The sequence below is a fragment of the Pseudonocardia sp. 2-7 genome (genome assembly GCF_056341085.1).
In genome coordinates, this window is sequence record NZ_CP094507.1 from 377,483 (window position 1) to 401,431 (window position 23,949).

Here is a 23,949-nt window from a genome sequence, read left to right on the forward strand (position 1 = left end):
GGGCCCCCACCAGCCATTATCATCGCGCCACGTGATTCCCAACGTGCTGGCCGCGCGCTACGCGAGCCCCGAGCTGGTCCGCCTCTGGTCTCCGGAGTACAAGATCCAGCTGGAGCGACGGCTGTGGATCGCGGTGCTCCGCGCCCAGCGCGACCTCGGCATCGAGGTGCCGTCGTCGGTTGTCGACGACTACGAGGCCGTCGTCGAACAGGTCGACCTGGGCTCGATCGCCGCCCGCGAGCGCGTCACCCGGCACGACGTGAAGGCCCGCATCGAGGAGTTCAACGCCCTCGCCGGCCACGAGCACGTGCACAAGGGCATGACCAGCCGCGACCTCACCGAGAACGTGGAGCAGCTGCAGATCCGGCTGTCGCTGGAGCTCGTCGCCGACCGGACCGTCGCGGTCCTGGCGCGGCTCGGGCGTCGCGCGTCGGAGTACGCCGAGCTGGTCATGGCCGGGCGCAGCCACAACGTCGCCGCGCAGACCACCACCCTGGGCAAGCGGTTCGCCTCCGCCGCCGACGAGCTGCTCGTCGCGCACGCCCGGCTGGAGGACCTGCGTTCGCGCTATCCGCTGCGCGGGATCAAGGGCCCGATGGGCACCAGCCAGGACATGCTGGATCTACTGGGCGGCGACACTGAAGCCTCGGTGAAGCTCGAGGACCTGGAGCAGCGCATCGCCACCCACCTGGGGTTCGCCGAGGCGTTCACCAGCGTCGGGCAGGTCTATCCGCGCTCGCTCGACCACGACGTCGTCACCGCACTGGTGCAGCTGGCGGCGGCGCCGTCGTCGCTGGCCACGACGATCCGGCTGATGGCGGGTGCCGAGCTCGCCACCGAGGGCTTCGCCCCCGGCCAGGTCGGGTCGTCCGCCATGCCGCACAAGATGAACGCGCGTTCCGCGGAACGCATCAACGGCCTCATGGTGATCCTGCGCGGCCTGTCGGTCATGACCGCCGAGCTCGCCGGCTCCCAGTGGAACGAGGGCGACGTCTCCTGCTCGGTGGTGCGCCGCGTCGCGCTGCCGGACGCGTTCTTCGCCCTCGACGGCCTCTACGAGACCACGCTGACCGTGCTCGACGAGTTCGGCGCCTACCCGGCCGTGATCGCCCGCGAGCTCGACCGCTACCTGCCCTTCCTCACCACGACCGCCGTGCTGATGGCCGCCGTCCGCGCCGGGGTCGGCCGGGAGACCGCGCACGAGGTCATCAAGGAGCATGCGGTCGCCGTCGCACTGGCGATGCGCGAGCAGGGCCAGGCCGACAACGACCTGCTCCAGCGGCTGGCCGGCGACGACCGGCTCGGCCTGCCCGCCGGCACGCTGGACCGGCTGCTGGAGGACCCGCTGCGCTTCACCGGCGCCGCGTCCGCGCAGGTGGCCACGGTGACGGAGAAGATCGCCGCGATCACCGCGAAGCACCCCGAGGCCGCCGCCTACACCCCCGGAGGGATCCTGTGAGGCTCGTCCACTCCGGCAAGGTCCGCGAGCTCTACCTCGACGAGTCCCGCGACCCGGCCCAGCTGCTGCTCGTGGCCTCGGACCGGCTGTCGATCTACGACGTCGTGCTTCCGACGCCGGTCCCGGACAAGGGCGCGATCCTCACCGCGCTGTCGCTGTACTGGTTCGAGCGCACCGGCGACCTCGTGCCCAACCACGTCATCGGCACCGACGACATCCCCGACGGGTTCGCCGGGCGCGCCGTCCGCTGCCGTCCGCTGGAGATGCTGCCGGTCGAGTGCATCGCCCGCGGCTACCTCACCGGGCTCGGGCTGAAGGAGTACCAGCGCACCGGCGCCGTCTCCGGCGTCACGCTGCCCGCCGGCCTGGTCGAGGGCTCGAAGCTCCCCGAGCCGATCTTCACCCCGACCACCAAGGCGCCGGTCGGTGAGCACGACGAGTTCATGACCTTCGACGACGTCGTGGCGCAGCTGGGCGTCGACACCGCGGCCCGGCTGCGGGACCTGACCCTGGAGGTCTACCGGCGCGGCGCCGAGTCCGCGGCCGAGGGCGGGATCATCGTCGCCGACACCAAGCTGGAGTTCGGCCGGGACACCTCCGGCGAGATCGTCCTCGGTGACGAGGTGCTCACCCCGGACTCGTCGCGGTTCTGGCCCGCCGACTCCTACGAGCCCGGCCGGGTCCAGTTCTCCTTCGACAAGCAGTACGTCCGCGACTGGTCCGCCGGGCTGGACTGGGACCGCACCGCCCCCGGCCCCGAGGTCCCCGACGAGGTCGTGAAGGTCGTCCACGACCGCTACGCCGAGGTCTACCGCCGCATCACCGGCACCCCCTGGGTGTCGCCCACGGCCTGACCCCGGCCGCACCCACACCCCTTGTCCGGCATTCACACCCCTCTCGACGGGTGTGGACGTCGGACAAGGGGTGTGAACGTCGGGTGTGATCGGCTCGTCGACGGGACCGGTCGTGCGGCACGCCCTTCTGGGCCGAACCCGCTTACCCGGTAAGCGAGTTCTCGGCCGACCACAGCGGACCGTGGAATGGTCGTCCGGGCGGCGGTCCGACCCGAGCGCCCGCCCTCCGGAATCCGCTTACCGGGTAGGCAGATCGGCGGACGGGCAAAAGCTCGGTGTGGCGGCGCAGTGTGCTCCCGTGTGCCGAGCCGGCCGGCGACGCCTACTCGGAACCGGGTGGATGACGCGGTCTGCGATCACGAACATGTGCTGCCCCGCCGTCCGACGTCGTCGGTGGGTCAGACGGGGCCGAGGGCGTCGAGCAGGGCCTGGGCGGTCGGGGTGTCGGTCACCAGGCGGTTGAACAGGCCCGCCCGCGCCCCGCCGACGATGCTCGGCACCTTCTCCTCCCCGACGGCGACGGCGATCGTCCGCGGCACCCGTCGCAGTTGCTCCGGGGAGATCCGCACCATCCGGTCGCTGCCCGGGAAGGCGATCGGGCGGCCGTCGGCGCGGTAGAAGTTCAGGCAGACGTCGCCGACGCCGTCCTGGAGGCCCTCGTCGTCGAGCGGGACCGAGGTCGAGATCGACGCGCGGCCGGCGGGCGGGGCGCCGACGCCGACCAGCGCGGCCTGTGCGCGCATCCAGAACCCGGTGACCCGCCGGAACTCCGGGTCCTCGGCGAGCGTGCGGCTCATCGCCGGTGACGGCATGGCCTGGGTGAACAGGAAGTGCGGGCGTCCGTGTCCGCGTTCGGCGACCGACCGGACGATCTCGTTGGTCTGGTGCCACGCCTCGGGTTCGGCGACCCCGCCGACGGTCGGCACGATCTCGCAGCCGGCCAGCGCGGGCAGCGCGGTGTGGCTGAGCTCCCACACGGTGCGCCCGGAGGAGACGAGCAGGACGTCGCCGGCGCGCAGCCCGGCCTCCCGCAGCGCCTCGCCGACCGGCTCGGCGAGCGACTGACCGAGGTCGGTGGCGGGGCGCGGGGCCAGCCACACGCGGTCCAGCCCGAGCGCGGCGGCGAGCCGGGGTGCGTCGTCGCCGCCGGTGTGCAGCGAGTCCGGGTCGTGCACGGTGATCTGCACGATCCCGACCCGGCGGGCCTCGGCGAGCAGCCGGGAGACGGTCGGACGCGACACGGTGAGCCGGTCGGCGATCGCGGCCTGGTTGAGCTCGTCGACGTAGTACAGCCGCGCGGCCCGGTGCATCAGCCCCAGGTCGCGCCGGGAGACGTCGTGCGGCGCCATCGCCACCTCCTCCGCCGGTCCGGATCGGTACCAGTCAAGCGTACTGCACGTTTGTTCAAGTCGGAACCGATGTGTTGACGGATGTTCACACCGGAACGCATGCTCAAGGCCAGTCGCATGCAGCACCCCGCATGGCACCAACGGAGGTTTCGCCGTGGGAGAGAACATCCCGACCCGGATGCAGGCGGTCGTCGTGCACGGCCCCGAGGACTACCGGCTGGAGGAGGTGGACGTCCCCCGGCCCGGCCCCGGCGAGCTGCTGATGCAGGTCGAGGCCGTCGGCGTGTGTGCCAGCGACCTGAAGTGCTACCACGGCGCCGCGAAGTTCTGGGGCGACGACAACCGGCCCGCCTGGGCCCAGACCGGTGTCACGCCCGGTCACGAGTTCGTCGGCCGGATCGTCTCCGGTGACGACGAGGGCCTCGCCCTGCACGGCGTGTCCGTCGGCGACCGCGTCGCCTGCGAGCAGATCGTCCCGTGCGAGCAGTGCCGCTACTGCCTGCGCGGCCAGTACTGGATGTGCGGGCCGCACGACATGTTCGGCTTCCGGAACTTCGACGGCGCGATGGCCCAGTACATGCTGGTCCCGACGCGCGCCCGGGTGCACCGCGTCTCGCCGGACCTGGAACCGCAGCACGCCGCGTTCGCCGAGCCCCTGTCCTGCGCGCTGCACGCCGTCGAGCGGGGCACCATCGGGTTCGACGACGTCGTGGTCGTCGCCGGGTGCGGCCCGATCGGCCTCGGCCTGATCGCCGGCGCCCGCGCGAAGAACCCGCGGCTGCTGATCGCGCTCGACCTCGACGACGAGAAGCTGGAGCTCGGCCGCCGCACCGGCGCCGACCTCACGATCAACATCTCCCGCGAGGACGCGGTCGCCCGCGTCAAGGAACTCACCGACGGCTACGGCGCCGACGTCTACCTGGAGGGCTCCGGCGCCGTCCCGGCCGTCGCGCAGGGGCTCAACCTGCTGCGCAAGCTCGGCACCTACGTCGAGTACTCGGTCTTCGGGTCCGAGGTCACCGTGGACTGGTCGATCATCTCCGACGACAAGGAGCTCGACGTCCGCGGCGCCCACCTCGGCCCGCACTGCTGGCCCGCCGCGATCAAGATGCTGGAGGACGGCAAGCTCCCGATCTCCGACATCTGCACCCACCAGGTGCCGCTCGCGGAGTTCCAGAAGGCCCTCGACCTCGTCGGCGACACCTCCGGTGCGTCGGTCAAGGTCTCGATCCTCCCGAACGCCTGAGGGGGTCGACGATGAGCAGCGCCGCTCCGCAGCACGAGACCTTCCTCGACCGCATCGGCATCCCGCACTCCCTGCGCTGGGGCTTCCTCGGCGTGCTGGTCTTCATGACCGGCAACGGGACCGAGTCCAACTTCATCTCCCCGCACATCGAGGCGGTGCTCGGCTCGCCCGAGGCGACCGTCGCGACGATCATCACCGGCTACAGCCTGGCCGTGCTCGTCGCCAGCTACCTGTCCGGCGCGCTGGCCGACCTGTGGGGTCCGCGCCGCGTCATGACCCTCGGCGTCGCCGTCTGGGTCGTGTTCGAGGTGCTGTTCCTGCTGAGCCTGCAGATCGGCAGCCTCCCGCTGGTCGCCGCCACCTACTTCCTGCGCGGCTTCGGCTTCCCGCTCTTCGCGTTCGCGTTCCTGGTGTGGATCAACGTCGTCACGCCGTACTCGCGCAACGGCGTCGCCGTCGGCTGGTTCTACGTCATGTTCACCGGCGGCCTGCCCACCCTGGGCTCGCTGTTCGCGCTCGGCATGATCCCGGCCTTCGGCGGGGGCACCGGCGGCGAGACCGCCGCGATGGTCGGGTCGACCGCGCTCGTCGTCGCCGGGTACCTGATCGCCCGCTTCGGGGTGCACGAGCCGCACGCCACCCGTCGGCTCGCGCCGGCGGGGGAGACCACGGGCCAGGTGCTCAGCGCCGGGCTGCGGCTCACCGCGGCCAACCCGAAGATCCTCATGGGCTTCCTGGTCCGGCTGATCAACACCGCGCCGCAGTACGGCATGTTCATCATCCTGCCGACCGTCATCGCGGTGGACCTCGGCTGGGGCCAGAGCCGCTGGCTGACCATGACCGTGTTCGTCTACGCGACGAACATCCTGGTCAACGCGGTGTTCGGGGCCGTCGGCGACCGGTGGGGCTGGCGCCGCACGGTGCAGTGGTTCGGCGTCTTCGGCTCCGCCGTCGGGCTGCTGCTGTGGTGGTACGTCCCGCAGCTCGTCCCGGCCGGCTCGACCTGGGGCTTCTGGGTCTCGGTCGCCGCGGGCTGCGTGTTCGGCTGCCTGCTCGCCGGGTTCGTCCCGATGGGCGCGATCATGCCCGCGCTCGCACCCGACCACAAGGGCGCCGCGATGGCCATGTACACGACCGCCGCGGGCGGGGCCGCGTTCCTCGGGTCCGGTGTCGTCGCGCTGATGCTCGGGGTCGGGGCCGGGAACGTCGGTGTCGTGTGGGCCTTCGTCGCCCTCTACGCGGCCGCCTTCGTGATGGTCTCGTTCCTGAACGTCCCGCAGGACGCCCCCGAGCCGCGCGCCGCCGTCGCGACCCCGGTGAAGGAGACCTCGTGACCAGGATCTACGACGACCCCGCCACGTTCGCCGACGACCAGCTCGACGGCTTCCTCGACCTCTACGCCGACCGTGTCCGAGGGGTGCACGGCGGCGTGGTCGCCCACCGGGGCGACGGCGGCCCGCAGGTCGCCGTCGTCATCGGGGGCGGGTCCGGCCACTACCCGGCGTTCTGCGGGACGGTCGGGCCGGGGATGGCGCACGGCGCCGTCGTCGGCAACATCTTCACCTCGCCGTCGGCGGCCCAGGCGTACTCGGTCGCGAAGGCCGCCGACCAGGGCCGCGGTGTGGTCTTCAGCTTCGGCAACTACGCCGGCGACACGATCAACTTCGGGATCGCGGCCGACCGGCTGCGCGAGGAGGGCATCGACACCCGCATCGTGGTCGTCACCGACGACGTCGCCTCCGCCGACGAGGAGTCGCGGCGCCGCGGGATCGCCGGCGACTTCACCGTGTTCAAGGCGATGGGCGCCGCCGCCGCGCGCGGTGCGGACCTCGACGAGGTCGAGCGGCTCGGCCGGGCCGCCAACGCGGCCACCCGCAGCCTCGGCGTCGCGTTCACCGGCTGCACGATGCCCGGCGAGGACGAGCCGCTGTTCTCGGTGCCCGAGGGACATCTCGGGCTCGGCCTGGGCATCCACGGCGAGCCCGGCATCCGCGACGTCCCGATGCTGCCCGCCCGCGAGCTGGCGGAGCTGCTGGTCGACGACGTGCTGAAGCACGCGCCCACGGGAGCGCCCGGCCGGGTCGGGGCGATCCTCAACGGGCTGGGCACCACGAAGTACGAGGAGCTGTTCCTGCTGTGGCGTCACGTCGCGCCGCGGCTGCGCGACGCCGGGTACGAGATCGTCGACCCGGAGGTCGGCGAGCTCGTGACCAGCCTCGACATGGGTGGCTGTTCGCTCACCCTGATGTGGCTCGACGACGAGCTGGAACCGCTGTGGCGGGCGGACGCCTACACCCCCGCCTACCGCAAGACCGCCGCACCGCTGGCGGCGCTGCGCGAGCCGACCGCCGACGAGCTCGCCGAGGCCGACGCCGTCGTCACCGCGCCCGCGGCGAGCGACGCGGCCCGGGACGTCGCCGGCACCGTCCGCGCCGCGCTGGCGGCGGCGGAGTCGACGATCCGCTCCCACGAGCACGAGCTGGGCCGGATCGACGCCGTCGCGGGCGACGGCGACCACGGCCGCGGCATGCTCAAGGGGATCACCGCCGCCACCGCCCGGGCCGGCGAGCTCGGCGACGACGTCGGCGGCGGCTGGGTGCTCCAGCAGGCCGGGCAGGCCTGGGCCGAGCGCGCCGGCGGCACCTCCGGGGTGCTGTGGGGCGCCGCGCTCGAGGCGTTCGGGCGGCACCTCGATGACACCGCCGACGGCTACCCGGCCGCGACCGTCGCCGCCGGCGTCCGCGGGTTCGCGACGACCATCGAGCAGCTCGGCGGCGCACGGGCGGGGGACAAGACCCTGCTCGACGCGCTGCTGCCCTTCGTCGACGAGCTGGAGCGCCGGGTCGGCGACGGCGATCCGCTCGCCGGGGCGTGGGCCGCGGCCGCCGAGGTCGCCACGGCCCGGGCGCGGGACACCGCCGACCTGCGGCCCCGGATCGGCCGGGCCCGCCCGCTGGCCGAGAAGAGCGTGGGCACACCCGACGCCGGGGCGGTCAGCCTCGGCCTGATCGTCACGGCCGTCGCCGACGTCCTGACACCGCAGGAGGAGCAGACGTGAGCGAGAAGCTCCGCATCGTCGTCGGCGCGGACGACGCCGGGTACGAGTACAAGGAGGCGCTGAAGGCCGACCTGGAGGCCGACGACCGCGTCGCCGAGGTCGTCGACGTCGGCGTCGGCGCGGACGGGCACACCGCCTACCCGCACATCGGCGTCGCCGCGGCACGCAGGGTCGCCGACGGGCAGGCCGACCGCGGCCTGCTCATCTGCGGGACCGGGCTGGGCGTCGCGATCTCGGCGAACAAGGTGCCGGGTGTCCGCGCGGTCACCGCGCACGACCCGTTCTCCGTCGAGCGCTCGGTGAAGTCCAACAACGCGCAGGTCCTCTGCATGGGCCAGCGCGTGGTCGGGCTGGAGCTGGCCCGCACGCTCGTCGACGGCTGGCTCGACCACCGCTTCGACCCGGGCAGCGCCTCGGCGGAGAAGGTCGCCGCGCTGGACTCCTACGACCGCCGCGACGACGACCGGCTCGCCGAGGCGGGCACGGTCGGGACGGACTGCTGATGTTCGATCTCACCGGTTCGGTCGCACTGGTCACCGGCGCGGCGTCGGGCATCGGCGCCGAGGCGGCCCGGGCACTCGCCGGGCAGGGCGCCGTGGTCGCCGGCGCGGACCTGCGCACCGACGGCGTCCCGGAGGTCTGCGCGTCCGCGCACGTCGTCGACGTCGCGGACCCCGACGCGGCCCAGGCCTGCGTCGACGAGGTCGTCGCCCGGCACGGCCGGGTCGACGTGCTGGTCAACTCGGCCGGGATCGCGCTGCTCGCCCCGGCGCTGGAGCTGGGGGTCGACGACTGGCGCCGCACCCTGGACGTCAACCTCACCGGGTCCTGGCTGATGGCGCGGGCCGCGGGCCGGGTCATGGTGGAGCGCGGGTACGGGCGGATCGTGAACCTCGCCTCGCAGGCGGCGAGCAGCGGGCTGGAGCAGCACGCGGCCTACTGCGCGTCCAAGGCGGGGATCACCGGGCTGACCCGCACCCTCGCCGTCGAGTGGGGGCCGGACGGGGTGACGGTGAACGCGGTGTCGCCGACGGTCGTGCTCACCGACCTGGGTCGGGCGGCGTGGGACAACCCGGCCGGGGACGCCCACCGCGCCGAGATCCCGGCGCGGCGGTTCGCGGAGCCGTCGGAGATCGCCGCGGCCGTGGTCTACCTGGCCTCGGCCGAGGCCGCGATGGTCAACGGCGCCGAGCTGCGGGTCGACGGCGGGTTCACGGCCCGCTGAGGTCGGCTGCCGAGAACGCCCGCCGATCGTCGTCCGCGCGATCCGGCGGCTCCACGCGGGGTTCACCTCGGTCGGGTCGGATGGGGGCCATGAGCACGCTGCTGGTCTCGCTGTCCGGCCTGACCGACTCCGACGACGCCGACCGCGCCCGCGCCGCCGCGTTCGCCGCGGAGCTGGACCGGCGCGCTGTGCCGCTGACCCACCTCGTGCAGCCCAAGGGGCCCGACGGGCCGCTGCGCCGCGGCGACGACCTGGTCCGCTGGATCGCCGGCCGCGTCCGCGCCGGGGACGACCTGCTCCTGCACGGTTTCGACCACACGAGCGACCCGGTGGGCGCCTGGCAGAACGGCTCCGTGCCGCGGATCGGGCGCCGCACCGAGTTCGGGGCGCTGCCCCGGCACGAGGCGGGCCTGCGGCTGACCGGCGCCCGGCGGATCCTGCTCGCGACCGGGCTGTCCACCGACGGCTTCGCCCCGCCCGGCTGGATCGCCTCCGAGGGCACCCTCGACGCGCTCGCCGACCTCGGCTTCGGCCTCTGCGCCGACGAGACGACCGTCCGCGCGACCGGCGGTCCGGTGCTGCGCTCGCGCGTGCTGACCTTCCGGGCGTCCGAGCCCTGGCGGGGCGGGCGCCGCGCCGGGGAGCGCCGCCGCGGACGGGCACTGGAGCAGCAGGCCGTGCGCACCGCCGAGCGCGGCGGGCTCGTCCGGCTCGCGCTGCGGGCCAAGGACCTGCGTCGCGAGCACCGCGTCGAGGCCGCGCTGGCCGCCGTCGACGCGGCGCGCGGGGCGGGCGCCGTCGGCGCCGTGCACCGCACGCTGTTCCCCGCCGCGGCCCCGGCCGCCTAGGAGCTCCCCGGCGATCGGCCCGGTTGTCCACAGTGTGTGCTCTCCTGTGGACAACCGGTGCCACCTGTGGACAGGTGTCAGGCCCGCCGTTCGCCGAGCACGCAGAACTCGTTGCCCTCGGGGTCGGCGAGCACCGTCCAGGACACCTCGTCGGCCGGGGCCCGGTGCTGGCCCACGTTGACCCGGGTGGCACCCAGCATCAGCAGCCGGGCGACCTCGGAGTCGCGGACGCCGTCCGGCCGCAGGTCGATGTGCAGGCGGTTCTTGGTCCGCTTCCCCTCCGCGACCGGCACGAAGATCAGCCCCGGGACGACGCCCTCGGCGGGCTGGATCTCGAACTCCGACGCCGAGGCGTTCACGACCGTCCAGTCCAGGGCCTCGGCCCACCAGCGGCCGAGCCGGACCGGGTCCCGGGCGTCGACGACGACCTGCTCCCACTGCAGGGCCATCAGACGTCGACCGCCGTCTCCCGGTCGGGGACCAGGAGCGTCGTGGCGTCGGGCCCCAGGTTGTCGAAGAACCGGTAGTGGAGCGTGGGGTCGGCGAGGGTGCCCTCGTGGATCGGCACCACCGTCCGCGGGGCGACCGACCGCAGGTAGTCGACGGCCTCGGACACCTTCAGCCAGGGTGCGCCGGTGGGGAGCAGCAGCGTCGCCAGCTCGTCGACGCCCGGCGGGACGTACGCGTCGCCGGGGTGGAGCAGCGCGCCGTCGACGAGGTAGCCGTTGTTCGCGACCAGCGGGATGTCCGGGTGGATCTGCGCGTGGTCCCCGGACCCGACGACGGACACCTCGGCGCCGCCGAGGGCCAGCACGTCGCCGGGCGCGGCGGTGCGGGCGTCGATGCCGTCGAGCTGCCCGGCGGTCTGGCCGTCGGTGACCAGGGCGGCGTCGGGGTTGGCGCGCAGCAGGGTACGCAGCGCGTCGGCGTCGACGTGGTCGAAGTGCTGATGGGTGACCAGGATCGCGTCCAGGCCGTCCAGGGTCTCGAAGCCGGTCGAGAACGCGCCCGGGTCGAACAGGAGCCGGGCCGACCCGGTGTCGACCAGGACGCAGGCGTGGCCGTAGTGCGTCAGGTGCATGGGACCAGCATGCCCGGTCGGGGGTGGCGGGCGTCCCGGCTCAGCCGAGCGCCCGCAGCACGGCCTGCTCCTCGGCGTCGGTGAGCCCGGCCCGGCGCCCCCGGCCGGCGCCGAGCCCGCGCTCCCACGCCAGCGCGGCGCGGGCGGTGTCGGCGAGTGGGCGAGCCGCCGGACCGGCGGTGGACGTCGTGGTGACGTCCCGGTCGACCATGCCCCAGAGGGACTCCGGCAGCCACAGCGGCAGCGACCGCGGACCGGCCCAGAACGCCACGTCCTGCTCGGCCAGCGTCCGCTCCGGGACCCGGACGAGCTCCAGGTCGTCGGCGCCCACGGCGTCGGCGGTCCCGGTGAGCACCCGGTCCAGGGTGGACCGCTGTCCTGCGCCGTCGTGGGTGCCGGTGGTGCCGTCGGCGGCGCCGGCCACGATCCAGGCGGCGAGGTCGTCCACGTCGACGAGCTGCATCGGCTGGGCGGGCACGTCCGGGACGACCACCCGGCCGCCGCGGGCGAACCGGTCCGCCCAGTAGCCGTAGCGGTCGGACAGGTCGCCGTGCCCGCACATCAGCCCGCCGCGCACCACGTGCGCCCGGTCGCCCGCCCGCTCCCGCACGGCCTGTTCGCTCGCGACCTTCGCGGCGCCGTAGACGCCCGGGTCCCGGTTCGTGAGGTCCTGGTCGGGCTGGTCGTGCAGCGGTGCCAGGGTCGGCTGCGTCACGGTCCCGCCGCGCAGCGACGGGTCGGCGTAGGCGTTGATCGAGGAGACGAAGGTCCAGTGCCCGAACCGGCCGTGCAGCGCGTCGAGGGCGTCGCGGACCCACGGCGCGGACATCGTCGCGACGTCCACGACGGCGTCGAACGTGCGCCCGTGCAGCGCCGCGGCCAGCGCCCCGGGCCGGGACCGGTCCGCCGTCACCGCCTCCGCGCCGTCCGGCGGCGGCCCGGAGACACCACGGGACAGGCAGGTCACCGGATGGCCCGCAGCGAGCGCGGCCGCGGCGACCGCGCGGGAGAGGAAGACCGTGCCACCCAGGACGAGGATCCGCATGGGCCGATGGTGAGGGCACGCACGTCGAGCCGTCGCCCCTGTTCACCGTAGGCTGACCCCGTGGCCAGAGTGGTGGTGGACGTGATGCCCAAGCCCGAGATCCTCGACGTGCAGGGTCAGGCCGTGACCCGGGCGCTGGGTCGGATCGGTGTGTCCGGCGTGAGCGGGGTGCGGCAGGGCAAGCACTTCGAGCTCGAGGTCGAGGACGGCATCGACGACGAGACCCTGCACCGGCTCGCCGGCTCCCTGCTGGCGAACCCGGTGATCGAGGACTGGACGGTGACCCGGCTGTGAGCACCCGCGTCGGTGTGATCACCTTCCCGGGGACCCTGGACGACGTCGACGCCGCCCGCGCGGTGCGCCGCGCCGGCGCCGAGGCCGTCCCGCTGTGGCACGGCGACCACGACCTGCAGGGCGTGGACGCCGTCGTCGTGCCGGGCGGGTTCTCCTACGGCGACTACCTGCGCGCCGGCGCGATCGCGAGCCTGGCGCCGATCATGACCGAGGTCGTGGCGGGCGCCGGGCGCGGCCTGCCGGTGCTCGGCATCTGCAACGGCTTCCAGATCCTCTGCGAGGCGCACCTGCTCCCGGGCGCCCTGGTCGCGAACGCCGGGATGCACTTCCTGTGCCGTGACCTGGTGCTCACGGTGGAGAAGGCCGGCACGGCCTGGACCCGTGACTACGCCGCGGGCGACGAGCTGCTGATCCCGCTCAAGTCGCAGGAGGGCCGCTACGTCGCCGACGCCGCGACCCTCGACGAGCTCGAGGGCGAGGGACGCGTGGTGTTCCGCTACCGCGACCCGGCCCCGAACGGCTCGACCCGCGGCATCGCCGGCGTCACCAACGCGGCCGGGAACGTCGTCGGTCTCATGCCGCACCCCGAGCACGCGACCAGTGCGCTGACCGGCCCGTCGGCCGACGGGCTCGGCCTATTCACCTCGGTGCTCGCCCGGGTCACCGCCTGACCCGCGCACGACGTCCGGCCCGGCCGGCGGTCCCCGTGGACCGCGGGCCGGGCCGTCGTCGTCCTCGGTCCGTGACCTGCTGTGGGGAACCCCGCCTGTGGGCCCCGGCACCGTGCGGGGACGCGGGCGGGGGAGCCCCGTCTACCCTGGTCCCGTGACGCAGTCCCAGGTGCCGGTCGATTCCGTCAAGCACGCCGAGGCCACTCCGGAGCAGCCGCAGCCCTTCCGGGAGCTGGGGCTCAAGGACGACGAGTACGCCCGTATCCGGGAGATCCTCGGCCGCCGGCCCACCGACGCCGAGCTGGCGATGTACTCGGTGATGTGGAGCGAGCACTGCTCCTACAAGTCCTCCAAGGTCCACCTGCGCTACTTCGGTGAGACCACCACCGAGCAGATGCGCTCGACGATGCTCGCCGGGATCGGCGAGAACGCGGGCGTCGTGTCCGTCGGCGACGGCTGGGCGGTCACCTTCAAGGTCGAGTCGCACAACCACCCGTCCTACGTCGAGCCCTACCAGGGCGCGGCGACCGGTGTCGGCGGCATCGTCCGCGACATCATGGCGATGGGCGCGCGCCCGATCGCGGTCGGCGACCCGCTGCGTTTCGGCCCGCTCGACGCCGACGACACCGGCCGGGTGCTGCCCGGCATCGTCGCCGGCGTCGGCGGCTACGGGAACTGCCTCGGCCTGCCGAACGTCGCCGGCGAGGTCGTCTTCGACCCGTCCTACGCGGGGAACCCGCTGGTCAACGCCCTGTGTGTGGGAGCGCTGAAGACCGAGGACCTGCACCTCGCGTTCGCCTCCGGCACCGGCAACAAGATCATCCTGTTCGGTGCGACGACCGGGCTCGACGGCATCGGCGGCGTGTCCGTGCTGGCGTCGGAGACCTTCGACTCCACCGGCGGCGGCACCGGGCGGAAGAAGCTCCCGAGCGTCCAGGTCGGCGACCCGTTCACCGAGAAGGTCCTCATCGAGTGCTGCCTGGAGCTGTTCGCGGCCGGGCTCGTCGTCGGCATCCAGGACCTCGGCGGCGCCGGGCTGTCCTGCGCGACCTCCGAGCTCGCCTCCGCCGGTGACGGCGGCATGCACGTCGACCTCGACGCCGTCCCGCTGCGCGCCACCGGCATGACCGCCGCCGAGATCCTCTCCTCGGAGTCCCAGGAGCGGATGTGCGCGGTCGTCACCCCGGAGAACGTCGAGGCCTTCCTCGCCGTCTGCCGCAAGTGGGACACCATCGCCACCGTGATCGGCGAGGTCACCGACGGCGACCGCCTGGTGATCACCTCCCAGGGCGAGACCGTCGTCGACGTGCCGCCGCGCACGGTCGCCCACGAGGGCCCGGTCTACACCCGCCCGGTCACCCGCGACGACGCGAAGCAGGACGCGCTGAACGCGGACTCGCCGGAGGCGCTGCCCCGCCCGGAGACCCCGTCCGAGCTGCGCGCGGAGATCCTGCGGATGGCCGCCGCCCCGAACCTCGCGTCCCGCTCGTGGGTCACCGACCAGTACGACCGCTACGTGCGCGGCAACACCGTCGCCGCGCACGGCGCCGACTCCGGGGTCGTGCAGGTCGACGAGTCCACCGGCCGCGGCATCGCCGTCGCCACCGACTGCAACGCCCGCTTCGTGGCGCTCGACCCGTACCTCGGCGCGCAGCTCGCGCTGGCCGAGGCCTACCGCAACGTCGCGACCTCCGGCGCCGTGCCGCTCGCCGTCACCGACTGCCTGAACTTCGGCTCTCCGGAGGACCCGCACGTCATGTGGCAGTTCGAGCAGGCCGTGCGCGGTCTCGCCGACGGCTGCGCGGTGCTGGGCACCCCGGTCACCGGTGGCAACGTCAGCTTCTACAACCAGACCGGGACGACGGCGATCCTGCCGACCCCGGTGGTCGGCGTGCTCGGCGTGATCGACGACGTCACCACGGCGGTCCGGTCCGGGTTCGCCGGCGCCGACGGCGACACGGTCGTCCTGCTCGGCACCACCGCCGCCGAGTTCGGCGGGTCGGAGTGGGCGCACGAGGTGCACGGGCACCTCGGCGGACGGCCGCCCGCCGTCGACCTGGAGCACGAGCGGCGCCTCGCGCAGCTCCTCGCCGCCGCGGCCGCGGACCGGGCGCTGACCGGCAGCCACGACCTGTCCGACGGTGGCCTCGCCCAGGGACTGGTCGAGGCCGCGCTCGCCGGGGGCCGGGGCGCCCGCGTCGACCTGGCCGGGGTGCACGAGGACTCGTTCACCGCGCTGTTCGCCGAGTCCGCCGGACGGGTGCTGGTCACCGTGCCCGCCGACGGCGCCGAGGCGTTCCTGGCCCGCGCCGCCGAGGCCGGTGTCCCGGCGCTGCGGCTCGGCGAGACCGGCGGCGACGTCCTCGACCTGGGCGACGCCCTCGGCACGCTGGCGCTCGACGAGCTGCGCGCCGCCTGGGAGGGCACGCTCCCGGCGCGGTTCGGCGCCGTCTCGGTCTGATGTCCGACGTCCTCCTGGACTGGGTCGACGACGGGGTCGAGCCGGACCGGGCGACACGGAAGTCGGCGGTGAAGGCGTCGCTCGACGAGCTGGCCCGGCGCGCGCCGGGCCGCAGCGTCGAGGTGCGGGTCCCGCCGTTCGGTGCGGTGCAGTGCGTCGAGGGGCCGCGGCACACCCGCGGCACCCCGCCGAACGTCGTCGAGGTCGACCCGCGGACCTGGATCGCGCTCGCCGTCGGCCGCCTGACCTGGGACGACGCGCTCGCCGCCGGGCGGGTGTCGGCGTCCGGGTCGCGGGCCGGCGAGATCGCCGCGTTCCTGCCGCTCCGCACGCCGTGACCGGACGGGTGCGGTGTGCGACCCCGACGTGACCCCTGTCCCCGTACCTGGGGATACGTGATCTCGGGGCGTACAGTCGTCCCCTGGTCCCGGTACGCCGCCAGCCGAGGAGCGCCGCGTTGAGTTCCGTCCGGAACGAGCACGTCAGCCCTGAACGAACCCTCTCCCTCACCCCCGTCGCACCCCCCGCCGCCGAGCCCGACGAGCAAGGACCCCGCGAGGAGTGCGGTGTGTTCGGCGTCTGGGCCCCCGGCGAGGACGTCGCGAAGATGACCTACTACGGCCTCTACGCGCTGCAGCACCGCGGCCAGGAGGCCGCAGGCATCGCCGTGTCCGACGGCCGCCGCACCGTGGTGTTCAAGGACCTCGGCCTGGTCAGCCAGGTGTTCGACGAGCAGACGCTGTCCTCGCTGCGCGGGCACCTCGCCGTCGGCCACTGCCGCTACTCGACGACCGGCGCGACGACCTGGGAGAACGCCCAGCCGACGTTCCGCACCACGGCCGCGGGCTCCGGTCTGGCGCTGGGTCACAACGGCAACCTGGTGAACACCGCCGAGCTGCGCGAGGACGTCGCGAAGCTGGAGAACCGCAAGCGGTCCGGGCTGCGCGCGACCACCGACTCCGACCTGCTCACCGAGCTGCTGGCCGCGGGCGCCGCGGACCTCGGCGTCTACGAGGCCGCGATGCGGCTGCTGCCGCGGCTGCGCGGCGCGTTCTCGCTGACCTTCGCCGACGAGCGCACCCTCTACGCCGCCCGCGACTCCCACGGCGTCCGCCCGCTGGTCCTGGGCCGCCTGGAGCGCGGCTGGGTCGTCGCGTCGGAGACCGCGGCGCTGGACATCGTCGGCGCCTCGTTCGTCCGCGAGGTCGAGCCGGGCGAGCTCATCGCGATCGACGCCGACGGCATCCGCAGCCAGCGCTTCGCCGCCCCGGAGCCGAAGGGCTGCGTGTTCGAGTACGTCTACCTGGCGCGCCCGGACACCACCATCGCCGGCCGCTCGGTCTACGACACCCGGGTGGAGATCGGCCGCCGGCTCGCCGAGGAGCACCCGGTCGAGGCCGACCTGGTCATCCCGGTCCCGGAGTCCGGCACCCCGGCCGCCATCGGCTACGCCCAGGGCTCCGGCATCCCCTACGGCCAGGGCCTGGTGAAGAACGCCTACGTCGGGCGCACCTTCATCCAGCCCAGCCAGACCATCCGCCAGCTCGGCATCCGGCTGAAGCTGAACCCGCTGCGCAACGTCATCCGGGGCAAGCGGCTGGTCGTCGTCGACGACTCGATCGTCCGCGGCAACACCCAGCGCGCGCTGGTGCGGATGCTGCGCGAGGCCGGCGCCCTCGAGGTGCACGTGCGGATCGCCTCGCCGCCCGTGCGCTGGCCCTGCTTCTACGGCATCGACTTCGCCAGCCGGGCCGAGCTGATCGCCAACGGCGCCGACACCGAGGGCGTCCGACGCTCGATCGGCTCGGACAGCCTCGGCTACGTCTCGGTCGAGCAGATGGTCGCCGCCTCCGAGCAGCCGCGCTCGCGGCTGTGCTGCGCCTGCTTCGACGGGGAGTACCCGATCCCGCTGCCGGAGGAGGCCCAGCTCGGCAAGCACCTGCTGGAGGACGTCCCGGAGCCGACGGCGTCCGGCGCCGCCTCTGGCGATCCCGGCCCGCTGTCCGTCGGATACGGTGCCGGAGAAGCGCTGACCCGCCCGTAGCGGCACCCGATCACGACCCCGTCCCGACCTGGAGAGACCTCGCATGCCCTCGACCGAGCCCGGCCCCGCCAGCTACGCCTCCGCGGGGGTGGACATCGACGCGGGGGAGCAGGCGGTCGAGCGTTTCCGTCCGTTCGCCGAGAAGGCCACCCGGCCCGAGGTGCGCGGCGGCATCGGCGGTTTCGCCGGTCTGTTCGCGGCGAAGTTCGGCAAGTACTCCGAGCCGGTGCTGGCCGCCTCGACCGACGGCGTCGGCACCAAGGTCGCGATCGCGCAGGCGATGGACAAGCACGACACCATCGGCCAGGACCTCGTCGCGATGGTCGTGGACGACCTGGTCGTCTGCGGGGCCGAGCCGCTGTTCCTGCAGGACTACATCGCCATCGGCAAGATCGTCCCCGACCGGGTGGCGACGATCGTGCGCGGCATCGCCGAGGGCTGCCAGACCGCGGGCTGCGCGCTGCTCGGTGGCGAGACCGCCGAGCACCCCGGGCTGATGGAGGAGGGCGCCTACGACCTCTCCGCCACCGGTGTCGGTGTCGTCGACGCCGAGAAGATGCTGCGGCCCGAGCGCGTCCGCCCCGGCGACGTGCTGGTCGCGTTCGGCTCCTCCGGGCTGCACTCCAACGGCTACTCCCTGGCCCGCCACGTGCTGCTCGACATCGCCCGGCTGCCGCTGGCCGGTGAGCTGGAGGAGTTCGACCACTCCCTCGGCGAGGAACTGCTCGTCCCGACCCGGATCTACGCCAAGGACTGCCTGGCGATCACCGCCGAGACCGGCGTGCGGACGTTCTCCCACATCACCGGCGGCGGGCTGGCCCGCAACCTGGAGCGGGTGCTGCCGGAGGGCCTCGCGGCCACCGTGGAGCGCGGCTCGTGGACCCCGGCCCCGATTTTCAAGCTGATCCAGTCCCGCGGCCGGGTCGAGCGCGCGGAGATGGAGAAGACGTTCAACATGGGCGTCGGGATGGTCGCGGTGCTGCCGCCCGAGGACGTCGACCGCGCCCTCGCCGTCCTCACCGCCCGGCACGTCCCCGCCTGGATCCTGGGTGAGGTCGGCCGGATCGGCGACGTCGACGGTGCCGGTTCCGGCGAGCTCGGCGCCCGGGTGCAGCTGCGCGGGGAGCACCCCCGTTTCTGAGGCGGTCCCGCGCCGTCCGCCCTCACTCGACGGAGTGGTGCAGCTCCGTGTCGTGCGGCGCCGGCTGCCGGTTCCCGGCGCGGTGCGACTCACGCAGCATCGGCGGGTGCAGCGCCGTCGCCGGGCCGCGGCGGAACAACCGGGGTGGCCGCCCGCGGCCGCCGGTGACCAGCGTCGTCGTCGGCACGAGGAAGCCGTCAGTGGAGGTCACCTTGCGCTGGAAGTTGCGCGGGTCCAGAGAGGTCTCCCAGACGGCCTCGTAGACCCGGCGCAGGTCGGTCACCGTGAACTCGTCCGGGCAGAACGACACGGCGAGCGTCGTGTACTCGAGCTTCGACTTCGCCCGCTCCACGCCGTCGGCGAGGATGCGCCGGTGGTCGAACGCCAGCGGCGGCACGTCGTCGACGGCGCACCACGCGGACGCGGCGGCCCCGCCACCCGGCGTCGGCTCCGGCATGTCCGGCAGCAGCGCGAGGTAGCCCACGGACAGGACCCGGCCACGGGGATCGCGGTCGGGTGCGGCGTAGCTCGCCAGCTGCTCGAGGTGCCCGCACACGGCGCTGCCGGTGTCGGCCCCGGTCTCCTCGCCCAACCGCCGGCTGGCGGTGTGCACGAGGTCCTCCTCCGGGCGGACGAAACCACCGGGCAGGGCCCAGTGCCCGAGGAACGGGGGCTCGCCCCGCTCGATGAGCAGCACGTGCAGACGGTCCGACCGCACGGTCAGCACGACGAGGTTGACGGCGACCGCGAACAGGTTGCCGCGCATCTGCTGAACACCTCGGGCGTGACGGGATCGGTGACCAAGCCTCTCACAGGAGACTGGTGATGATCTTGCCCTATCCGACCGGCCGGGGGAAACCGCCCGGGTCGGCACGTGCCGCGGCGCCCGGGCCGCCGTGTCACGACGGGGGGCCGGGCGCCGGGGTGGCCGTCAACGGCGAGGGTCGTCGTCCTCGTCGTTGTACTTGGCGGCGAGGTCGTCGTACTCGCCGTAGTCGTCCTCGCGGCTGTCGGTAGTCACCGCCGTCGCGCTACCGATCTCCCGCTGCAAGGCGTCGAGATCCATAGAAGGGGAGCTGTACTTGAGCTCACGGGCCACCTTCGTCTGCTTGGCCTTGGCTCGTCCACGCCCCATGGCAGGTCCCCCTTACAACAGGGAAGGGGCGGCCGGTCATTGCGCACGACCCGGCGGCCCCTCTCGTCTCATCAATGTCGTGAAAACAACCGTACCCTGCTCACCCCGGAACATGCGACGCGGCACCGCCGTCGTCACAGGCGGACCCGGCCCCGGACCGGCGCGGGGCCCCGCATGTTCACCCGGTGGTCGCCCCACGGCGGTCCGGCCGGGCCGCGCGTCATCCGCGACGCGCGGCGCCACCCGTCCGTTCCCGGGCCGCGCGGCCCGGCGGCGGGGTGTCCGGGTCCGGCTCGTAGGAGTCCGGGTCGATCGTCGCGGGGGAGACCCGGTCGTCGACACCCGCGGTCAGCTCGGCGTCCACCGGGACCGACCGCTTGAGCAGCGCGAGCGCCACCGGGCCCAGCTCGTGGTGCTGGACGACCGTGCCCACGCGGCCGACCGTGCGGCCGTCGCGCACCACCGGGTCGCCGGTGCGCGGCAGGTCCTCGTCGCCGGCGTCGAGCATCAGCAGCACCGTGCGCCGCGGCGGGCGCCCCAGGTTCGCGACCCGGGCGACGGTCTCCTGGCCCCGGTAGCAGCCCTTGGTGAGGTGCACGGCGGAGCCGATCCAGCCGACCTCGTGCGGGATGGTGCGGTCGTCGGTGTCGCGGTGCAGGCGCGGTGCGCGCGACTCCACCCGCAGCGCCTCGAACGCGATCGTCCCGGCGGCCCGCGCCCCGGCCGCGGTGAGGTCCGCCCAGCGGGCCTCCTTCGTCCCGCGGGGGACGACGACGTCCGCCGCGTCCCGGCCCGGCCACGGCATCCGTCGCACGAAGCCGCCGTCCGGCAGGGCCGTGACGCCGTTCGGCGCATCGGGCACCGGCAGCCCCGCCGCGGCGAGCACGGCCGGGGTCTCCGGGCCGACGACCGACAGCACCGCCAGCTCGGCGGTGACGTCACGCGGCTCCACCTTCGACCAGAAGACCATCTTCGCCAGGTAGTCGAGCAGTGCCGCGCCCTCGCCGGGCTCGGTGTCGAGCCAGACCGTGTCCGCCGACGACGCGACGGCCATGTGGTGCAGCACCCTGCCCTGCGCGTCGAGCACCAGGGCCTCGGTGCCGGTGCCGGGCGGCAGCTCGCTGACGTGCTGGGTGAGCAGCAGGTGCAGCCAGGACAGCCGCTCCTCGCCGGTCACCGCCAGCACCTCGCGGTGCCCGCGGTCGACGACGGCGGCGGAGCGGGCCATCGCCCGCTGCTCGGCCGGCGGGTCGCCGTGGTGCGCGGCGACGACGTCGTCCGGGTCGGGGGGCGTGTCCTCGGCGTTGTCGGTGGTGTCGGGGTCCTGCTCGGATCCGGGAACGGTCACCGGTCTCCCTCCGCGCCCTCCTGGGGCGCCGTGTCGTCCTGCTCGGGGGCTCCGTCGGCGGAGTCCTCGTCGTCGTCGTGCGCACAGTCGACGCACGTGCCGGACAGGGCCACGTGCGTCGCGTCCAGGTGGAAGCCCAGGTCGGCGAGCGTGCGACTCGCCACATCGGAGAGCAGCTCGGTCGGCGCCTCGTCCACCCGGCCGCAGTGGTGGCAGACGAGATGGACGTGGCGGTGCTGGTGCTCGGAGTAGGTCGGCGCACCGTGCCCGAGATGGGCGTGCCGGACGACGCCGAGCTCCTCGAGCAGGTCCAGCGTCCGGTACACCGTCGTGATGTTCACCGCCGGCGCCGTCGCCTGGACCCGGCTGCACACCTGCTCGGGTGTCGCGTGCCCCAGCTCCCGGACCGCGTCCAGCACGAGCTGGCGTTGAGGGGTCATCCGGAGCCCACGCCGGTGCAACGTGCCCTTCAGTGTGCTGTCCACACCGCCGATGGTATTCGGTACGGCCCGGTAGGCTCGGGCCACGAGGACGGTGACCGCACATCGTGTCACGGAACCGTCCGTCGCGGGGCCCGCCACGCCGACGGACGACCGTTGCACGCTGCGTGGTTCGCCGCGACCCCGTCGTCGTGACTACCCTGACCGGCGAGGTCGCGCCGAACCGTCGGTCCGCCGACCTCGTACGTGCCCTCCGAGGGCACCCATGTCGACGACCTGAGGAGAGGCGATGACGGCAGACGGGGCGGACCGCCCGGGCGGTTCCCCGCGGTTCGACGTCGTTCTCCGCGGCTACGACCGTCGGCAGGTGGACGAGCACATCGTCCAGATGCAGCGGCTCATGGGCCGGATGCGCGCGGACATCGACGCACTGCGGAGCCGGCCCATGCCGCCGCCGATGCCGGTGCCGCCGCCCGGCGGGTTCGCCGCCGGTCCGGCCGGCGGGCCGCCGCGTCCGGCACCGCGTCCGGGGCCGCGTCCCGGCCCGGGGCCCTCGGACTCCGACCGGCACGGTGCCGTCGACAACTTCTCCGACCGCATGCAGGCGATCCTGCAGAAGGCGGAGGAGGAGGCGGAGGAGATCCGCAGCAAGGCCCGTGCCGACGCCGAGCGTGTCGTCACCGAGGCCCGCAAGCAGGTCGACCGCGCCCGCGCGGACGCCGACCGGGCCCGTGAGCAGGGCGACAAGCTCCGCACCGAGGTCGGGGAGCTGACCCGGCGTCGCGACGATCTGCGCGCCGAGGTCGGGAAGGCCCCGGCCACCGGGGACAAGGCCCGCCACGAGATCCGGCCGGTCCCCGGTCCGGGGCAGAAGCCCGGCGGGCCGTCCGGCGAGGCCGGGTCGTCCGACGACCGCTCCGCGAAGCCCGCCGCGGGCGAGCGGCCCGGCGCCGGCCAGCCCGGTGCCGCCCAGCCCGCCGGTCAGCCGGGCCCCGGGCTGAAGCCCGCCGCGCAGTCCGGTGCGGGCGCCAAGCCCGCCCCGCAGTCCGGTGCCGGCGCCACGCCGGCCGCCGCTGCCGCCGGTACGGGGGCGGACGCCTCCGCACGCCCGGGGCAGGCCGACGCCCGGCCCGGGCGTCCCGACCAGGGTCGCTCCGACCAGGGCCGTCCCGACTCCGCGGACCAGCGGTCCGGTCGTCCCGGGCCGCGCCCGGGCGCACCGGAGCCGCAGCGCCCCGGTGCCCGGTCCGGTGCCGAGGAGCGCCCGGGGTCCGAGCAGCGTCCCGGTCAGCAGGATCAGGGGCCCGCGCGTCCGCAGGGCGCCCCGAACGGCCGCCCGCAGGCCCCCGCGGCCGGTGTCAACGGTGCCGGGGTGAACGGTGCCCGACCGGCCGCCGCCCAGGCGTCGCCGTCGGGCGATGCGGCACCCGCGCCGCGGCCCGGTCCACGTCCGCAGCCGGGGCCCGCCCCGGCGCGCCAGGACTCCGGGTCCCAGTCCCGGCCCGACTCCGGTCCGGCCAAGCCCGGTACCGGCGGGTCGGGTGCCGACCGCCCGGCCGGGGCACCGCAGCCCGCCCGGACGGACGCCCAGGGCCCGCGCCCCGGCGGTGCCGACGGGGACAAGCCCGCCGGCCCGCGGCCGGGTCCGCGGCCCGCACCGGGCCCGCGCCCGTCGCCGGCCCCCACCGGGCAGCAGGGCGGTGCCGAGCGCACCACCGCCGTCCGGCCCGGGGACGAGCCCGAGCCCGCCGAGCTGTTCCGGCCCGCGTCGGAGTCCCGCCCGGTCGAGGCGGAGCCGAAGACGTCGGCCGTGCCGCGCCAGGACCCGCGTCCGACGCCCGGCGGCGACGCCGAGCGCACGGTCGCGGTCGGCGCCGTCCGCCGTTCCGGTGACACCCCAACGGATGGTTCGCAGAAGCCGCCGGCGGGGGAGAAGGGCACCGCGGCCGAGGGCACGAAGGCCGACGCGGAGCCGCCGACGACCGCGAACCCGGCCGCCGGGCGCGGCCCGGCGCGACCCGGTCCGGAGGGGTCTCGCAACGGCTCCGGCCAGGCCGGCCACGGTCAGAACGGTCGTAACGGTGCGTCGTCGGCGTCCGAGCCGTCGTCGCAGGGTGGCGAGAAGGGCAACGGCACGACCCGCAACGGTTCCGGTGCGGCCACCGGCGACAAGGGCCGGACGGGCGCGGCGCAGCCGTCGACGGGGACGCGCAGCAGCTGAGGTTCCCCGCGCGGGGCCCGGGACCCCAA

Annotated in this window: 23 protein-coding genes; 15 read left to right on the top strand and 8 right to left on the bottom strand. The window is 74.4% G+C overall.

The window, feature by feature from the left end; translation table 11 throughout:
* Positions 1-31 precede the first annotated feature (31 nt).
* A complete protein-coding gene (gene purB, locus MTO91_RS01925) occupies positions 32-1,459 on the top strand; it encodes an adenylosuccinate lyase (protein ID WP_405420054.1) in 1,428 nt (475 codons plus the stop codon).
* Positions 1,456-2,313 (top strand): phosphoribosylaminoimidazolesuccinocarboxamide synthase, encoded by an 858-nt coding sequence (locus MTO91_RS01930; protein ID WP_073575820.1) that lies wholly within the window; start codon positions 1,456-1,458, stop codon positions 2,311-2,313. The genes purB and MTO91_RS01930 overlap by 4 nt, the downstream gene beginning before the upstream one ends.
* Positions 2,314-2,711: 398 nt before the next feature.
* On the opposite strand, the gene MTO91_RS01935 is transcribed toward MTO91_RS01930, so the two are convergent.
* Positions 2,712-3,662, bottom strand: coding sequence for a sugar-binding transcriptional regulator (locus MTO91_RS01935; protein ID WP_405420051.1), 951 nt, complete (start codon positions 3,660-3,662; stop codon positions 2,712-2,714).
* 154 nt (positions 3,663-3,816) lie between these two features.
* Between MTO91_RS01935 and MTO91_RS01940 the strand changes: the two genes are divergently transcribed.
* The 6 genes from MTO91_RS01940 to MTO91_RS01965 all read left to right on the top strand — a co-directional run bounded on the left by MTO91_RS01940 (position 3,817) and on the right by MTO91_RS01965 (position 10,039).
* Positions 3,817-4,908 (top strand): alcohol dehydrogenase catalytic domain-containing protein, encoded by a 1,092-nt coding sequence (locus MTO91_RS01940; RefSeq protein WP_476653511.1) that lies wholly within the window; start codon positions 3,817-3,819, stop codon positions 4,906-4,908.
* 11 nt (positions 4,909-4,919) lie between these two features.
* Positions 4,920-6,242: an RbtT/DalT/CsbX family MFS transporter gene (locus MTO91_RS01945; RefSeq protein ID WP_178374790.1), complete on the top strand. Its 1,323-nt coding sequence runs from the start codon at positions 4,920-4,922 to the stop codon at positions 6,240-6,242.
* Positions 6,239-7,966, top strand: a complete 1,728-nt coding sequence (locus tag MTO91_RS01950; protein WP_476653513.1) for a dihydroxyacetone kinase family protein — start codon at positions 6,239-6,241, stop codon at positions 7,964-7,966. The genes MTO91_RS01945 and MTO91_RS01950 overlap by 4 nt, the downstream gene beginning before the upstream one ends.
* On the top strand, positions 7,963-8,469 hold the full coding sequence (locus tag MTO91_RS01955; RefSeq protein WP_476653514.1) for a ribose-5-phosphate isomerase: 507 nt from the start codon (positions 7,963-7,965) through the stop codon (positions 8,467-8,469). Before MTO91_RS01950 ends, MTO91_RS01955 begins: the two co-directional genes overlap by 4 nt.
* On the top strand, positions 8,469-9,191 hold the full coding sequence (locus MTO91_RS01960; RefSeq protein WP_476653515.1) for a GolD/DthD family dehydrogenase: 723 nt from the start codon (positions 8,469-8,471) through the stop codon (positions 9,189-9,191). Before MTO91_RS01955 ends, MTO91_RS01960 begins: the two co-directional genes overlap by 1 nt.
* Positions 9,192-9,280: 89 nt before the next feature.
* On the top strand, positions 9,281-10,039 hold the full coding sequence (locus MTO91_RS01965) for a DUF2334 domain-containing protein (protein WP_405420037.1): 759 nt from the start codon (positions 9,281-9,283) through the stop codon (positions 10,037-10,039).
* A gap of 77 nt (positions 10,040-10,116) precedes the next feature.
* On the opposite strand, the gene MTO91_RS01970 is transcribed toward MTO91_RS01965, so the two are convergent.
* Genes MTO91_RS01970 through MTO91_RS01980 form a run of 3 tightly spaced genes read right to left on the bottom strand, consistent with a single transcriptional unit; the run spans position 10,117 to position 12,165 of the window.
* Positions 10,117-10,488, bottom strand: a complete 372-nt coding sequence (locus tag MTO91_RS01970; protein WP_062399659.1) for a VOC family protein — start codon at positions 10,486-10,488, stop codon at positions 10,117-10,119.
* On the bottom strand, positions 10,488-11,120 hold the full coding sequence (locus MTO91_RS01975; RefSeq protein ID WP_476653518.1) for an MBL fold metallo-hydrolase: 633 nt from the start codon (positions 11,118-11,120) through the stop codon (positions 10,488-10,490). Before MTO91_RS01975 ends, MTO91_RS01970 begins: the two co-directional genes overlap by 1 nt.
* A 40-nt stretch (positions 11,121-11,160) precedes the next feature.
* A complete protein-coding gene (locus MTO91_RS01980; RefSeq protein ID WP_476653519.1) occupies positions 11,161-12,165 on the bottom strand; it encodes an NAD-dependent epimerase/dehydratase family protein in 1,005 nt (334 codons plus the stop codon).
* A gap of 60 nt (positions 12,166-12,225) precedes the next feature.
* Between MTO91_RS01980 and purS the strand changes: the two genes are divergently transcribed.
* The 6 genes from purS (at position 12,226) to purM (ending at position 18,776) form a co-directional block, all read left to right on the top strand.
* Positions 12,226-12,459, top strand: coding sequence for a phosphoribosylformylglycinamidine synthase subunit PurS (gene purS / locus MTO91_RS01985; protein WP_224388682.1), 234 nt, complete (start codon positions 12,226-12,228; stop codon positions 12,457-12,459).
* Entirely contained in the window at positions 12,456-13,130 is a 675-nt protein-coding gene (purQ, locus tag MTO91_RS01990) for a phosphoribosylformylglycinamidine synthase subunit PurQ (RefSeq protein WP_476653521.1), read from the top strand. Before purS ends, purQ begins: the two co-directional genes overlap by 4 nt.
* Positions 13,131-13,284: 154 nt before the next feature.
* Positions 13,285-15,591 (top strand): phosphoribosylformylglycinamidine synthase subunit PurL, encoded by a 2,307-nt coding sequence (purL, locus tag MTO91_RS01995; RefSeq protein ID WP_405420010.1) that lies wholly within the window; start codon positions 13,285-13,287, stop codon positions 15,589-15,591.
* A complete protein-coding gene (locus MTO91_RS02000; RefSeq protein WP_476653523.1) occupies positions 15,591-15,929 on the top strand; it encodes a sterol carrier family protein in 339 nt (112 codons plus the stop codon). The genes purL and MTO91_RS02000 overlap by 1 nt, the downstream gene beginning before the upstream one ends.
* A gap of 119 nt (positions 15,930-16,048) precedes the next feature.
* Positions 16,049-17,635, top strand: a complete 1,587-nt coding sequence (gene purF / locus MTO91_RS02005; RefSeq protein WP_476653525.1) for an amidophosphoribosyltransferase — start codon at positions 16,049-16,051, stop codon at positions 17,633-17,635.
* 43 nt (positions 17,636-17,678) lie between these two features.
* On the top strand, positions 17,679-18,776 hold the full coding sequence (gene purM, locus MTO91_RS02010; RefSeq protein ID WP_476653526.1) for a phosphoribosylformylglycinamidine cyclo-ligase: 1,098 nt from the start codon (positions 17,679-17,681) through the stop codon (positions 18,774-18,776).
* 22 nt (positions 18,777-18,798) lie between these two features.
* Here the strand turns inward: purM and MTO91_RS02015 are convergent, their stop codons facing one another.
* From MTO91_RS02015 to MTO91_RS02030, 4 genes are all read right to left on the bottom strand, one after another.
* Positions 18,799-19,542 (bottom strand): NUDIX hydrolase, encoded by a 744-nt coding sequence (locus MTO91_RS02015; RefSeq protein ID WP_405420003.1) that lies wholly within the window; start codon positions 19,540-19,542, stop codon positions 18,799-18,801.
* Positions 19,543-19,707: 165 nt separating this feature from the next.
* Complete coding sequence (locus tag MTO91_RS02020; protein ID WP_062399683.1) at positions 19,708-19,911, bottom strand: DUF3073 domain-containing protein; 204 nt, start codon at positions 19,909-19,911, stop codon at positions 19,708-19,710.
* A gap of 220 nt (positions 19,912-20,131) precedes the next feature.
* The gene (gene ygfZ / locus MTO91_RS02025) at positions 20,132-21,259 is read right to left on the bottom strand and encodes a CAF17-like 4Fe-4S cluster assembly/insertion protein YgfZ (protein ID WP_405420000.1); all 1,128 of its coding nucleotides are present in this window, start codon (positions 21,257-21,259) and stop codon (positions 20,132-20,134) included.
* Positions 21,256-21,744: a Fur family transcriptional regulator gene (locus MTO91_RS02030; protein ID WP_374107533.1), complete on the bottom strand. Its 489-nt coding sequence runs from the start codon at positions 21,742-21,744 to the stop codon at positions 21,256-21,258. The genes ygfZ and MTO91_RS02030 overlap by 4 nt, the downstream gene beginning before the upstream one ends.
* Positions 21,745-21,988: 244 nt before the next feature.
* On the opposite strand from MTO91_RS02030, the gene MTO91_RS02035 reads away from it, so the two are divergent.
* Positions 21,989-23,920 (top strand): DivIVA domain-containing protein, encoded by a 1,932-nt coding sequence (locus MTO91_RS02035; RefSeq protein ID WP_476653528.1) that lies wholly within the window; start codon positions 21,989-21,991, stop codon positions 23,918-23,920.
* Positions 23,921-23,949 lie beyond the last annotated feature (29 nt).